The sequence below is a fragment of the Luteibacter sp. E-22 genome (genome assembly GCF_049913125.1).
In the GTDB taxonomy this organism is placed as follows: Bacteria; Pseudomonadota; Gammaproteobacteria; order Xanthomonadales; family Rhodanobacteraceae; genus Luteibacter.
Genome location: NZ_CP183975.1, coordinates 2,359,819 through 2,373,743 on the forward strand (window position 1 = coordinate 2,359,819; position 13,925 = coordinate 2,373,743).

The window sequence follows — 13,925 nt, forward strand, 5'->3', positions numbered from 1 at the left end:
TCACTCAGTGCGAAACGACATCCGAGTCGTTGAAGAAGAACTTGATCTCGATCGCGGCGTTCTCGGCGGAATCCGAACCGTGCACGGCGTTGGCGTCGATCGAATCGGCGAAGTCGGCGCGAATGGTGCCGGCGGCGGCTTCCTTCGGGTTGGTGGCACCCATGAGGTCGCGGTTCTTGAGGACGGCGCCCTCGCCTTCCAGCACCTGGATCATCACCGGGCCGGAGATCATGAACTCGACCAGCGCCTTGAAGAACGGACGCTCCTTGTGCACCGCATAGAAACCTTCGGCTTCTTCGCGGGTCAGCTGCTTCATCTTCGCGCCGACGATCTTGAGGCCGGCCTTCTCGAAGCGGGCAAGGATTTCACCGATGACGTTTTTCTTGACGGCATCCGGCTTGATGATCGAAAGGGTGCGCTCCAGCGCCATACGGGTGCTCCGGGAAATGGAAAAAGGACAGGAAAATCTGCCAGGGTCCGTGCGGACGCCCGGTGAACGTTTGGGGCCAAAGCCGTCCGGAATGACTGACTTAGCTCACGAAATCTTGACAGATTCTAGCTCAATCGCAAGTCGTTTGCAGGCATGTGCGGTCGCAGATTGACCCGCCCGGGCAGCCGGGCGTACTCTCAAACGATCGTTTGATTCAAACCACCCGCCTCCGGAGTCCGCCGACATGACGAGCGCACCCTACGCGTCCCGCGAACGCAGCACGAAGGAGCGGATCCTCGGCGCCGCCGAGGCCCTGTTCGCTACCCATGGCTTCGCCGGAGCCTCGCTCCGCCAGGTCACGGCTGCGGCCCGGGTCAACCTGGCGGCGGTGAACTACCACTTCGGCTCCAAGGACAAGCTGATCGAGGAAGTGTTCCGACGCCGCCTGGACGAACTCAACAGCCGCCGTCTGGCGGCCCTGGGCAAGGTGGCCGGCAAGGACGATACCCGTCTGGAGGACGTCCTCGACGCCTATATCCGGCCCGCGCTCGACCTCTCCCGCGTCGACGGCGGCGGGGCGGCCTTCGTCCGTGTCCTGGCCCGGGCCTATGCCGAACACAACGAGACCCTGCGCCGCTTCCTCTCGGAAAACTATGGCCACGTGCTGCGCCAGTTCGCCGGCGAGTTCGGCCGCCTGCTTCCCGGCCTCGCCAAGGAAGAGATCTATTGGCGCCTGGACATCGTCACCGGCGCCCTCACTTACGCCATGGCCGACTTCGGCATCATCCAGCGCAAGAGCGACGTCGCCGAGCGCGACCATCGCGAAACCGCCGCCGAACACCTGATCCGCTTCGCCGCCGCCGGCCTGCGCAACCCATCCGTTTCGAATTCCCCGGCCAGCCGCTGACCGGGGAACGATTCTTGAGCTATCGGAGATCACCATGACCGCAACACCGTTACGCATTCGCAAGGCCGCGGTTCTCGGCGCCGGCGTCATGGGTGCGCAGATTGCCGCGCACCTGACGAACGCCAACGTCGAGACCGTGCTGTTCGACCTGCCCGCGAAGGAAGGCCCGAAGAGCGGCATCGCCATCAAGGCGATCGCCAACCTCGCGAAGCTCTCGCCGGCACCCCTGGCCGACAAGAACCTGGCGACGGCGATCATCCCGGCCAATTACGAGGAAGACCTCGCCCTGCTGGCCGACGTCGACCTCGTGATCGAGGCCATCGCCGAGCGGATGGACTGGAAGCTCGACCTCTACACGAAGATCGCACCCCACGTCTCGAAGACGGCGGTCCTGGCCAGTAACACCTCGGGCCTGTCCATCAACGGCCTCGCCGAGGCTTTGCCGGAAGAAATGCGCCACCGCTTCACGGGCGTGCACTTCTTCAATCCACCGCGCTACATGCACCTGGTCGAGCTGATCCCGACCCGACTCACCGAGAAGAGCGTGCTCGAAGGCCTCGAAGCCTTCCTCACGACCACGCTCGGCAAGGGCGTGGTGTACGCCAAGGACACCCCGAACTTCATCGGCAACCGCATCGGCGTGTTCTCGATGCTGTCCACCATGCACCACACGGAGAAGTCCGGCCTGGGCTTCGACACCGTCGACGCCCTGACCGGCCCCGGCATCGGCCGCCCCAAGAGCGCCACCTTCCGCACGGCGGATGTCGTCGGCCTGGACACCCTGGCGCACGTGGTCAAGACCATGAGCGACACCTTGCCGGACGACCCCTGGCACCAGTACTTCCAGCCACCGGCATGGCTCAAGGCGCTGATCGAGAAGGGCGCGCTCGGACAGAAGACAGGCGCGGGCGTCTATCGCAAGGCGGGCAAGGACATTCTGGTGCTCGACCTGCAGAAGCAGGACTACCGGGTCTCCGAACCGAAGGCCTCCGACGAGGTCTCCGCCATCCTCGCCATCAAGGATCCCGCCGAGAAGTTCGCCAAGCTGCGCGCCTCATCCGATCCGCAGGCGCAGTTCCTGTGGGCGGTTTTCCGCGACCTGTTCCACTACACCGCTTACCACCTTGCCGACATCGCCGATACCGCGCGTGACGTCGATTTCGCCATCCGCTGGGGTTACGGCTGGAAGCTCGGCCCATTCGAGATCTGGCAATCCGCCGGCTGGCAGCAGATCGCCGGCTGGATCGCCGAGGACATCGCCGCGGGCAAGACCATGAGCAGCGCTCCCCTGCCTGCCTGGGTCACCGATGGCCGCAGCGGCGTGCACGGCAAGGCAGGCTCCTACTCGGCCAGCGCCAACGACGAGAAGCCGCGCTCGACCCACCCGGTCTACGCCCGCCAGGCCTTCCCCGATCCGATCCTCGGCGAGAAGTTCGATCAGGGCAGCACGGTCTGGGAAAACGACGGCGTGCGCCTGTGGCATACGGGCGACGACATCGGCGTGATCTCGTTCAAGACCAAGATGCACACGGTCAACGACCAGGTGCTCGACGGTATCCAGCATGCGATCGGACTGGCCGAGCAGCAGTTCCGCGGCGTAGTGCTCTGGCAGCCGTCCGAGCCGTTCTCGGCTGGCGCGGACCTCAAGGGTGCGCTCGGCCTGCTGCAGGCGGGCAAGCTCGCCCAGTTCGAGGCGATGGTGGCGAACTTCCAGGCCACCAGCATGCGCATCAAGTATTCGCTGGTGCCTGTCGTGGCGGCCGTGCGCGGCCTCGCCCTCGGTGGTGGCTGCGAATTCCAGATGCATTCGGCGCGCACCGTCGCGGCGCTGGAAAGCTACATCGGTCTCGTCGAGGCCGGCGTGGGCCTGCTGCCCGCCGGCGGCGGCCTGAAGGAACTGGCCGTGCGCGCCGCGCAGGAAAACCCGGACGATCCGTTCGAGTCGCTGAAGAAGGTGTTCGAGACCGTGGCCATGGCGAAGGTCTCCGCCAGCGCGCTGGAAGCCAAGTCGCTGGGCTTGTTGCGCAAGGACGACATCGTCGTCTTCAACAACTACGAACTGCTCCACGTGGCCAAGGCACAGGCCCGGGCGATGGCCGAATCGGGCTACCGCCCGCCATTGCCGGCCCGCGCCATTCCCGCCGCGGGCGATGTCTCCACCGCTACCTTCAAGGCCTCGCTGGCGAACCTGACCGAAGGCTATTTCGCCTCCGCCCACGATATCGAGATTGCCAGCCGCATCGCCGACACGCTGTCGGGCGGAAAGATCGAACGCGGCTCGCCGGTCGACGAAGCATGGTTGCTCGCCCTGGAACGCCGCCACTTCGTGGAACTGGCGCAGACCGAGAAGACCCAGGCCCGTATCGCGCACACGATGACGACGGGGAAGCCGCTGCGTAACTGACGCGCCTCGCGCTCTTACGCATCCGACCTCCTCACTTAAAGGAACCACCCCATGAGCAAGCAAGTGCAAGACGCCTACATCGTCGCCGCCACCCGCACCCCGGTAGGCAAGGCGCCGCGCGGCGTGTTCCGTAACACCCGTCCCGACGACCTGCTGGCCCACGTGATCCGCGCCGTGATCGAACAGGCGCCGGGCATCGATCCGGCCCTGATCGCCGATGCCGTCATCGGCTGCGCGATGCCGGAGGCCGAGCAAGGCATGAACGTGGCGCGCATCGGCGTGCTGCTGGCCGGCCTGCCCGAGCAGGTGCCGGGCGTCACCATCAACCGTTTCTGCTCGTCCGGTGTCCAGGCCATCGCCATGGCCGCGGACCGCATTCGCCTCGGCGAGGCGGACCTCATGCTGGCCGGTGGCACCGAGTCGATGAGCATGGTGCCGATGATGGGCCACAAGATCGCGATGAACCCCGCGATCTTCGAGAACGACGAGAACCGGGCCATCGCCTTCGGCATGGGCATCACGGCCGAGAAGGTCGCCGAGCGCTGGAAGGTCAGCCGCGAGGACCAGGACCGCTTCGCCCTGCAATCGCACGAGCGCGCGTTCGCGGCCATCGCCGCGGGCGAGTTCAAGGACGAGATCACGCCGTTCCAGCTCGACGATCGCTATCCGGACCTGAAGAACCACAGCGTCCGCGAAGACCGCCGGATCATCGACACCGACGAAGGCCCGCGCAAGGACACCTCGCTGGAGGTGCTCGGCAAGCTGCGCCCGGTGTTCCGCAACGGCCAGTTCGGCGGTTCGGTCACCGCGGGCAATTCCTCGCAGATGTCCGACGGCGCCGGCGCCCTGTTGATCGCCAGCGAGAAGGCGATCAAGGACTACGGCCTGACCCCGCTCGCACGTTTCGTGGGCTTCTCGGTCGCGGGCGTGGCGCCGGAGATCATGGGCATCGGGCCGAAGGAAGCGATTCCGAAGGCGCTGAAGCAGACCGGCATCACCCAGGACCAGCTCGACTGGATCGAACTGAACGAGGCCTTCGCGGCCCAGGCTCTGGCGGTGATCCGCGACCTCGGCCTCGACCCGGCCAAGGTGAACCCCCTCGGTGGCGCCATCGCGCTGGGCCATCCGCTGGGAGCCACCGGCGCCATCCGCGCCGCCACGCTGATCCACGGCCTGCGCCGCCGCAAGCAGAAGTACGGCATGGTCACCATGTGCATCGGCACGGGCATGGGCGCGGCGGGGATCTTCGAGGCGCTCTGACCAGGCGCTCCGACCGGACGCTCATCGCCGACAGGGTCGGCTCCCACCGAAGTTTTCGGCTCTGGTGGGAGCCGATTCATCGGCGATCCCGCGGCAGCGGGCCAGTCCTGTTCGCCGCTGAAGCGGCTCCCACACGGAACCCTCGGCACCAAGGTCAACACGAAGCCTCCACACCCGGCCCCGCCTCTGCATTAATCTTGGCCGCATGCACGGCATCCATACCATCGACACCGGTTTCGGCCGACCAGCGTTCGACGCCGCCTACCTCGTGGTGGAGCGCGGCCGAGGCGCCTTCATCGACAGCGGCACCACGCACTCGCTGCCGCGCTTCCTCGACGCCATCGCAGCCGCCGACCTGGAGCCACGCGACATCGACTGGGTGATCCTCACCCACGTCCACCTCGACCACGCCGGCGGCGCCGGCGAACTCATGCGGCACCTCCCCAACGCCATGCTCGCCGTGCATCCACGTGGTGCGCGACACATGATCGATCCCTCGATCCTCATCGCAGGCGCCAATGCCGTCTATGGCGAGGACGCCGTCCGCCGTGACTACGGCCAGATCGTTCCCGTGGACAAGGATCGCGTGATCGAGGCAGACGACGGTTTCGTCGTCGACCTGGCTGGCCGTGCCCTGCTCTGCCTGGACACCCCGGGACACGCCCGCCACCACATCGCCATCCACGACGAACGCGCGAACGCGTTCTTCACCGGCGACATCTTTGGCCTTTCCTACCGCGAACTGGATTCTCCGGGCGGCGCCTTCATCATCCCCACGAGTTCGCCGGTGCAATTCGAGCCCGACGCCGCGCACGCGTCGATCGAACGCATGCTGCGCTACGAACCGGAGGCGATGTACCTCACCCATTTCGACCGCGTCACCGAGGTGAAGCGGCTCGCCAACGATCTACACGAGCAGATCGAAGCCATGGTGGCGATCGCCAGGCGTCATGCCTCGGCCGACGACCGCGAGCAGCGCATCGCCACGGACTTCGCCGATCTCTACGTCGACCGGGCGCACCGCCAGGGCGTGACGCTACCGCGGGACGCCATCGTAAAACTGCTGCAGATCGACATCCGCCTGAACGCCCAGGGGATCGTCGTCTGGCTGGATCGGGAGCGCGCCGGGCGATAACTGAGCGACCCAGGCGAAATGAGCCTGCCCTCACCCTGGTCGGCTCCCACCAGGGTTTCCACCAAGGGTTTTTCCACTGTGGCCCCGGTACCCCTGGGGCCCCGGCATCTCTCAGGCCAGTCGCGTCCCGTTCGGTACCGTGCGTTCCGTCGTGGTGATCACCACCCCGTCATCCGTGGGGAATCCCGTCAACAGGAACTGCGAACGGAACGGCCCGATCTGCTTCTCGGGAAAATTGATCACGCCGATGATCTGCTTCCCGACCAGTTCCTCCGGCTGGTAGATCGTCGCCACCTGGGCGCTGGTCTTCTTCTCGCCGTGTGGCCCGAAATCCACCCATATCTTGTAAGCGGGCCGGCGTGCTTCCGGAAATGCCTCGGCGCGTACGATCGTGCCCGCCACCAGCATCACCTTCTCGAAATCGGCCCAGCTGATTTCCTCGCTCATCTCATCCTTCCAGTCGTGACTTGAACCAGTCGCGCAGTTCATGTTTCCAGTACGTACCCTGTGCGGCCAGGTATCCGAACGGCCGGTGCACCGGTTCCAGCCCGAACCCGGCGTAGGCATCGAGTGTCGACTCGCCCGCCGCGATCGCGTCGGCCAGTGCCTCGCCCGCGGCACAGGTCGGTGCGAGTCCGTGTCCACCGAAGGCCTGGGCGTACCAAAGCCCGTTGCCGTGCGTGCCTACCTGCGGCATCTCGTGACGAGCGTAACTCATCAAACCCGACCAGGCCTGCTCCACGCGTACGTCTTTCAACGATGGGAAGACCCGCGCCATGTCACGCTTCAACAAACGCTGCACGGCGCGCGGCGAGCGATCCCGAATCGAGATACGGCCACCCCACAGCAGGCGGGTGTCCGCCAGCGGCCGGTAATAGTCGAAGGCGAAACGCGTGTCGTAGATGGCGGCGCGTGTACGCAAGCACTCGGCCAGACGCTCGCCCAGCGGCTCGGTCACCATCACGTAGGTGGCGATGGGCAGCACCGCGCGATCGATGCGGCGGTCCAGTCCGGCCAGATAGCCGCCACAAGCCAGGACGACGTTCGGTGCCTCGATCTCCGCGTCGCCCACGCGAAGAATCCAGCGCGGGCCACGTCGTTCCAGCATGCGCACCCCCGAGCCCTCGTGAATCGCCACGCCGGCTTTTTCCGCCGCGCGTGCCAACCCTCGCGCATAGGCAAGCGGGTCGATGTGCAGCGCGTTCCGCTCGTAGAGCCCGTCGTGATAACGCGTGCTGCGCACGAACTCATGCATGGCGTCGGCCGGTATCCATTGCCAATCCGCGTCGTAGCGCTCCGCCAGCAGGCGCTGCCTCGAGCGCAAGACCTCGCCATCGCGGAACCAGTTCGCCCAGACGACGCCGGCATCCACCGCCTCGCAATCGATCGACAAGGCGGCGATGCGTTCGCGGATGAGATCGACCGCATCCACCGTGCGCCGGTAGAGTGCCTTGGCGCGGTCGGCCCCGGCCTTTTCCAGCAACGCCTGCTCGCCCAATGAATATCCGGCGAAGACGAAGCCACCATTGCGTCCCGATGCCCCATAGCCGACCGACTTCGCCTCGAGCAGCACGATGTCGCGAACACCGCGCGCGGCGAGTCCCAGGGCCGTGTTCAAGCCGGCGAAGCCGCCGCCCACGATCACCACGGACGCCTCCCGCCGACCCTGGGGAGGCGGGCGAAGCACAGGTGCCGCGATTCGGTCGTGGTACCACGACAACATGCTGTATCGATGCGTTCGGGAAGGGATTGCTGTTGTACGACACGGCGGGGCAACGCGAAAGGGCCGGATATCCTGTGGAAGTCACCCGACCTGTGGGGTGGAAGTCACCCGACCTGTGGGAGCCGCTTCAGCGGCGACTCCCCGCGACAGCGGGCCAGCGCCTATCGTCGCTGGAGCACCCCCCGCAGCGGAGTATGATCTTCCGACTTCCCGACCCGTACCAACGCGATGAGCCTCCTGCCCCCGATCGACCTCCAGCGCTGGATCGACGACAACCGCGCCCTGCTCAAGCCGCCGGTCGGCAACAAGTGCATCGTCGACGGCGATTTCATCATCATGATCGTGGGCGGCCCCAACGCGCGCACGGATTATCACTACGACGAAGGTCCGGAGTTCTTCTACCAGCTCGAGGGCGAGATGGTGTTGAAGGTGCAGGACGACGGCCACGCGCGCGATATCCCGATCCGTGCGGGCGAAGTGTTCTACCTGCCACCGAAGGTGCCGCACTCACCGCAGCGCATGCCCGACTCGATCGGGCTGGTGATCGAGCGGCGGCGGCTGGAAGGAGAAAAGGACGGCCTGATGTGGTTTTGCCAGAACTGCAACCACAAGCTGTTCGAACAGTATTTCCCGCTCGGCAGTATCGAGACCGACTTCCCCCCGGTGTTCGAGAGATTCTACCGCTCCATCGAAGCCCGCACCTGCACCCGATGCGGCGCGGTGCATCCGGCACCGGCGAAGTACGCCGACTGAGCCATCGCGGTAGCCGGGCCGGTGTGGGCCGACCTTGTCGGCGATGGGTGCTTGCCTAAGCCTGGCCCGCTGCCGCGGGATCGCCGACAGGATCGGCTCCCACCAGGTGCCGTGGCATTTCTTTAGCACGCAAGGCCAGCCATTTGCTTGCCATGCGGCGCAGGGAATCGTCCGACGATGGATCGGCCGCGATATCGGAAACAGGACGCCAGGCCAGCGCGAGCGATTCCTCGTTCACCGTGAACGCTTCGTCGCCGCGCGCCAGCACCACGTAACGCACGTCGTAATGCCAGTGCGCGGGCTCGTCGCCGCGAGCCGGGATGAGATGGCGGTCCAGGTCGAAGATGGTGGGCAGCACCTCTAGATCGCGCAGGCCCGACTCCTCTTCCGCCTCACGCAAGGCCACGGCAGCGAGATCCGCCTCGCCATCCGCGTGCCCACCCAACTGCAGCCAGCGTCCCAGCTTGCGATGGAGCATGAGCAGTACCCGCTCCCCATCGGCGCTCACCAGCCATGCGGAACCGGTGAAATGCCCCGCGCGCGTTTCCCGATGGAACGGTTGCGGTTGCTCGCGCAGCCAGTGGATGAAATGCGAGGCACCGGCTTCGTCCGGCCAGCGGGCCGCGTAGTGAAGGAAGGCCTCTCGCATGGCCTGCTGCGTGATGTCCATCGGGGAATACCTGGAAGGGGCACGGCATTTTCGCACGCCATTTTGGGAGTTGTCCGATGTCGCCCAGGCCAAGGGCCTGCCTACGATGTCTCCAGGCCGCACGACGCGCCCGGCCCACCCCGCAGCGCCCGCTGCATAACGCAAGGAAGGCACGCATGTCGCAAAAAAGGACGATCGTCGTCAGCATGGCCCTGGCCTGCACCGTCCCCATGGTTGCATCGGCCACCGATGCCCATCGCGAGGCGAACTTCACCGGCCCCCTGGTGACACCCGCCGTCAACTCGATGCCGGCAGGCATGTTCAACATCGAGCCCTACCTCATCCATACCAATACGCGCGGCAGCTACGACAATGCCGGCGGACGCAAGGAGCGCAAGCCCACGGTTCGCCAGTGGCAAGTGGCGATGCCCCTCACGTACGCGCTCACCGACACGCAATTCGTCCAGTTGACGCTCAACGCCTCGCGCACTTCTGGCGACGGGCTGCACAGCGACGGCATGCGAATGGGCGACTCGACCGTGCGCTTCCAGCAACGCCTGCGCGGTCCCGATGCCGACGGCGGCGGGCTCGTCCTCGCTTTGGCGCTCCAGCAGCGCCTGCCCACGGGCAAGTACCACCACCTCGATACGAACCCGCTCAATGGGACGGGTAACGGCGCCATGCGTACCACGATCGCTTTCGGCGCCCAGCAGCTGCACTGGCTGGACGACGGCCACGCCCTGCGCTGGCGAACGCAACTGGCCTGGAGCCCGTCTCCCGGCCGCATCCGCGTCCGCGACGGCAGCGTCTACGGCACGCAATCGGGTTTTCGTGGCCAGGCTCGCCTGGGTCAGGCCTGGAACGCCTCGATCGCCGCCGAATACGTGCTCAATCCGCGCTGGGTACTGGTCGGTGAAGCCATCTGGAACCGTGCCAGTGCCGTTACCCTTCACGGCAACGCGGGCGATGGGTCCCCGGTGGCCCGCCGGCTCGCCCCGAGCCAGGAGTTCAGCCTGGCCCCGGCCGTCGAATACCACTTCAATCCCAACCTCGGTCTCATCGCGGGCGTCCAGTTCACCGTGGCCGGACGCAACACCGCCGACTACGTGGCGCCGCAGGTGGCGCTGAACATGGTCTTCTGACCACCGCGCGACGCACATGCACAACCGCCGCAAGTCATGGTCGACACCCGCGCCTCATGCATGCAATGCCTTGGCAGGCCTCGCAATGCAGCTTGTACGGCCGATGCCCGCTGGGCTATGGTGCCGTGCCAGCGCTTCAGGGCAGCGGCGTGTCCACCGTAACTCACGCGGCGGTCCCAATAATAAAAGGCTACATTCCGGCAGTAGGGGAGACACATGTTGAAACACCTGTTCGCGACGCACGCCATCGAGGCCGCGCCGCACGTAGACGCTGGTGAACACATTGACACCGGCGCTCACGGAGGCGAGCTCAAGCGGGTCCTTACCGCGAAGCACCTCATCCTCCTCGGCGTCGGTGCCGTCATCGGCGCGGGTATCTTCGTCATCACCGGCCAGGCCGCCGCCTTGCACGCCGGTCCTGCGCTGGTCATCAGCTTCCTCATCGCCGGTTTCGCCTGCGCCCTCGCCGGCCTGTGCTATGCCGAATTCGCGGCGATGCTGCCGGTTTCGGGCAGCGCCTACTCCTACTCCTACGCCACGCTCGGCGAATACGTCGCCTGGTTCGTCGGCTGGAACCTGGTCCTGGAATACCTGTTCGCCGCCGCCACCGTCGCCGCCGGCTGGTCGGGCTACTTCAATGAACTGCTGGGCCTCATCGGCCAGACGACCGGAAGCAACCTGGCCCTGCCCGCCACGCTCGCCTCGGCGCCCTTCCAGTTCGTCGAGGGTCACATCCAGGCCACCGGCACCCTGATCAACCTCCCGGCCGTGGTCATCATCGCGGCGCTCTCGGGGTTGTGCTACGTCGGTATCACCCAGTCGGCCTTCGTCAACTCGATCATCGTCGCGATCAAGGTCACCGTGATCCTGCTGTTCCTGGCCTTCGCGATCCAGGTCATCAACCCGGCCAACTGGCATCCGTTCATTCCGGAATCCGAAGGCACGGGCACGTACGGCTGGGGCGGCATCTTCCGCGCCGCCACCATCGTGTTCTTCTCCTACGTCGGCTTCGATGCGGTCTCCACCGCCGCGGGCGAGGCGAAGAACCCGCAGCGCGACATGCCGATCGGCATCCTCGGTTCGCTGGCGATCTGCACGGTGCTGTACATCGCCGTGGCGCTGGTGCTCACGGGCATCGCCCCGTTCCGCATGCTGAACACGCCGGAGCCGGTCGCCACCGCGCTCGGCCTGTATCCGCACCTGTCCTGGCTGAAAGCCATCGTCGTGCTCGGTGCGATCACCGGCCTGTCCTCGGTCATCCTGGTGATGCTGATGGGCTTGCCGCGCATCTTCTTCTCGATGGCCAAGGACGGACTGCTTCCGCAGACCATGGCCAAGGTGCATCCGAAGTTCCGCACCCCGTACATCGGCACGATCATCGTCGGCGTCGCCGCGGCCGCCATGGCCGGCCTGTTCCCGGTCAGCGTGCTGGGTGAACTGGTCTCGATGGGCACCCTGCTCGCCTTCGCCACGGTCTGCATCGGCGTCCTGATCCTGCGCTATACCCGACCCGACCTGCCGCGCAGCTTCCGCGTCCCGTTCGTGTGGCCGATCTGCATCGTCGGCGCCCTCGCCTGTGTTTATCTCTTCTGGCAGGCTTTCGAGGAACACTGGCGCCTGATGATCGGCTGGATCGTCATCGGCCAGCTGATCTACTTCGGCTACGGCTACGCGCACAGCAAGCTGCGCAAGTCGCTCGGCTGATCCAAGCGACACGGAAAGGCCGGCGGATGTCCGCCGGCCTTTCCGTTCACGGCATCCCTTCCACGCTTCCCCACTTCCAGGCTGTCCATGCTCCAGCAGTTACTCGCCAAGAAAGCGCCCCAGGCCGAACCCGACGATGCGCACGGCCCTGCTCTGCGCCGGACCCTCGGTCCGTGGGGCCTCACGGCGCTGGGTATCGGTGCGGTCATCGGTGGCGGAATTTTCGTCATCACGGGCGTGGCCGCGGCGGAACACGCCGGCCCGGCCATCATCCTGTCCTTCATACTCGCCGCGATCTGCAGCACCTTCACGGCGCTGTGCTACGCGGAGTTCGCTTCGCTGATCCCGGTCTCGGGCAGCGCCTATTCCTACGCCTACGCCACGCTCGGCGAGGGCGCGGCCTGGTTCATCGGCTGGAACCTGATCCTCGAGTACGGCGTCTCCGCCTCCGCCGTGGCGGTGAGTTGGACCGGCTACTTCGTCAGCCTGCTCGACCATGTCGGCATCCACATACCGCCCGCGCTGACCAACGCGCCGGTGGACTGGGTCGACGGCCACGTCGTGCTCACCGGCGCCCTGTTCAACATGCCCGCCGTAGGCATCACGCTCGCGCTGACCTGGGTCTGCTACGTGGGCATCAGGGAATCCGCAGGCATCAACATGGCGATGGTGCTGCTGAAGACGGCGCTCATCGTCGTCGTCATCATCGTCGGCGCCAGCCACATCGATACCGCGAACTGGCATCCGTTCATCCCCGCCAACCAGGGCGGCGACAAGTACGGCTGGTCCGGCATCCTGCGCGGTGCTTCGATGGTCTTCTTCGCCTACATCGGCTTCGAGGCCACCTCCACCGCGGCGCAGGAGTCGAAGAATCCCCAGCGCGACATGCCCATCGGCACGCTCGCCTCGCTGGGCATCTGCACCGTGCTCTACATCGCCATGGCGGCCGTGCTCACCGGCCTCGTGCCGTTCGACCAGCTCGGCACGTCGGAGCCGGTCGTCACCGCGATCCGCCAGCATCCCGAACTGGGCTGGCTGCGCGGCATCGTGGAGGTCGGCGCATTGATCGGCCTTTCGTCGGTGGTGCTGGTGATGATCATCGCCCAGCCACGCATCTTCATGATCATGGGACGCGACGGCTTGATGCCGAAGGTCTTCACTACGATCCATCCGAAGTACCGCACGCCGCACATCAACACCGTGATCACCGGCCTCGGCATCGCGTTGCTTGCCGCCGTGTTTCCGCTGAACGTGCTCGGCGATCTCACGTCGATGGGCACGTTGGTGGCTTTCTCGGCCGTGTGTGCCGGCGTGATGATCCTGCGCAAGACCGCTCCCGACTTGCCGCGCACGTTCCGTGTGCCGTGGGCACCGGTGACGTGTGTGCTCGGCATCCTCAGTTGCATCGGCCTCTTGTGGTCGATGGGCATTCGCAACTGGGTGTTGATGGGCATCTGGACGGTGCTCGGCATCCTCATGTACATGGTCTACGGCTACCGCCACAGCCGGCTCAAGCGGCCGCGCTGAGCCCCAGCACACGTCATGGGTCGAAACCTCGGCCGCGCTTCAGGTATTTATCGCAACTACTTGTTCTAAAAAGACTTACCTGAAAAGTTCGCCTGTCATTCAACTGCCATTGGCCGGTCGCCACCCGAGGGGAGTATGATCCCGAGTCCGCGGGTATATCACTTGGCAGTGGGCCCCGGATTGCCGCCCAGCGCGTCAGGCGGGTCAGCTCCTCGGCCTGGCGCGCTTGGGCAGCATTTTTGTAAAAGACATGAAAAAGGCCAGCCCAGGGGCTGGCCTTTGTCGTTGCCG

General features: G+C 65.8%; 12 protein-coding genes. 8 read left to right on the plus strand and 4 right to left on the minus strand.

Annotation, left to right across the window (positions count from 1 at the left end; translation table 11 throughout):
- Positions 1 to 4: 4 nt before the first annotated feature.
- Positions 5 to 430, minus strand: coding sequence for a nucleoside-diphosphate kinase (ndk, locus tag ACN9M2_RS10540; RefSeq protein WP_306846747.1), 426 nt, complete (start codon positions 428 to 430; stop codon positions 5 to 7).
- 244 nt (positions 431 to 674) lie between these two features.
- Between ndk and ACN9M2_RS10545 the strand changes: the two genes are divergently transcribed.
- The 4 genes from ACN9M2_RS10545 (at position 675) to ACN9M2_RS10560 (ending at position 6,136) form a co-directional block, all read left to right on the plus strand.
- Positions 675 to 1,337: a TetR/AcrR family transcriptional regulator gene (locus tag ACN9M2_RS10545; RefSeq protein ID WP_426284696.1), complete on the plus strand. Its 663-nt coding sequence runs from the start codon at positions 675 to 677 to the stop codon at positions 1,335 to 1,337.
- A 34-nt stretch (positions 1,338 to 1,371) separates the two neighbouring features.
- Entirely contained in the window at positions 1,372 to 3,741 is a 2,370-nt protein-coding gene (locus ACN9M2_RS10550) for a 3-hydroxyacyl-CoA dehydrogenase/enoyl-CoA hydratase family protein (RefSeq protein WP_426284697.1), read from the plus strand.
- A gap of 51 nt (positions 3,742 to 3,792) precedes the next feature.
- Positions 3,793 to 5,001, plus strand: a complete 1,209-nt coding sequence (locus tag ACN9M2_RS10555; RefSeq protein WP_371021905.1) for an acetyl-CoA C-acyltransferase — start codon at positions 3,793 to 3,795, stop codon at positions 4,999 to 5,001.
- A 205-nt stretch (positions 5,002 to 5,206) separates the two neighbouring features.
- Positions 5,207 to 6,136 carry an MBL fold metallo-hydrolase gene (locus tag ACN9M2_RS10560; protein ID WP_426284698.1) on the plus strand — a complete coding sequence of 310 codons (930 nt, stop codon included), beginning with the start codon at positions 5,207 to 5,209 and terminating at the stop codon, positions 6,134 to 6,136.
- A 111-nt stretch (positions 6,137 to 6,247) separates the two neighbouring features.
- Here ACN9M2_RS10560 and ACN9M2_RS10565 read toward each other — a convergent pair whose 3' ends face one another.
- Positions 6,248 to 6,583, minus strand: coding sequence for a tRNA-binding protein (locus ACN9M2_RS10565; protein ID WP_426284699.1), 336 nt, complete (start codon positions 6,581 to 6,583; stop codon positions 6,248 to 6,250).
- Between the two features lies 1 nt (position 6,584).
- Positions 6,585 to 7,784 carry an NAD(P)/FAD-dependent oxidoreductase gene (locus tag ACN9M2_RS10570; RefSeq protein ID WP_426284700.1) on the minus strand — a complete coding sequence of 400 codons (1,200 nt, stop codon included), beginning with the start codon at positions 7,782 to 7,784 and terminating at the stop codon, positions 6,585 to 6,587.
- A 303-nt stretch (positions 7,785 to 8,087) separates the two neighbouring features.
- On the opposite strand from ACN9M2_RS10570, the gene ACN9M2_RS10575 reads away from it, so the two are divergent.
- Positions 8,088 to 8,612: a 3-hydroxyanthranilate 3,4-dioxygenase gene (locus ACN9M2_RS10575; protein WP_426284701.1), complete on the plus strand. Its 525-nt coding sequence runs from the start codon at positions 8,088 to 8,090 to the stop codon at positions 8,610 to 8,612.
- Positions 8,613 to 8,667: 55 nt separating this feature from the next.
- Here the strand turns inward: ACN9M2_RS10575 and ACN9M2_RS10580 are convergent, their stop codons facing one another.
- Positions 8,668 to 9,276 carry an NUDIX hydrolase gene (locus ACN9M2_RS10580; RefSeq protein WP_426287899.1) on the minus strand — a complete coding sequence of 203 codons (609 nt, stop codon included), beginning with the start codon at positions 9,274 to 9,276 and terminating at the stop codon, positions 8,668 to 8,670.
- Positions 9,277 to 9,437: 161 nt separating this feature from the next.
- Between ACN9M2_RS10580 and ACN9M2_RS10585 the strand changes: the two genes are divergently transcribed.
- From ACN9M2_RS10585 to ACN9M2_RS10595, 3 genes are all read left to right on the plus strand, one after another.
- Positions 9,438 to 10,403: a transporter gene (locus ACN9M2_RS10585; protein WP_426284702.1), complete on the plus strand. Its 966-nt coding sequence runs from the start codon at positions 9,438 to 9,440 to the stop codon at positions 10,401 to 10,403.
- A 216-nt stretch (positions 10,404 to 10,619) separates the two neighbouring features.
- Positions 10,620 to 12,107, plus strand: a complete 1,488-nt coding sequence (locus ACN9M2_RS10590; RefSeq protein ID WP_426284703.1) for an amino acid permease — start codon at positions 10,620 to 10,622, stop codon at positions 12,105 to 12,107.
- Between the two features lie 87 nt (positions 12,108 to 12,194).
- On the plus strand, positions 12,195 to 13,634 hold the full coding sequence (locus tag ACN9M2_RS10595) for an amino acid permease (RefSeq protein ID WP_426284704.1): 1,440 nt from the start codon (positions 12,195 to 12,197) through the stop codon (positions 13,632 to 13,634).
- Positions 13,635 to 13,925 lie beyond the last annotated feature (291 nt).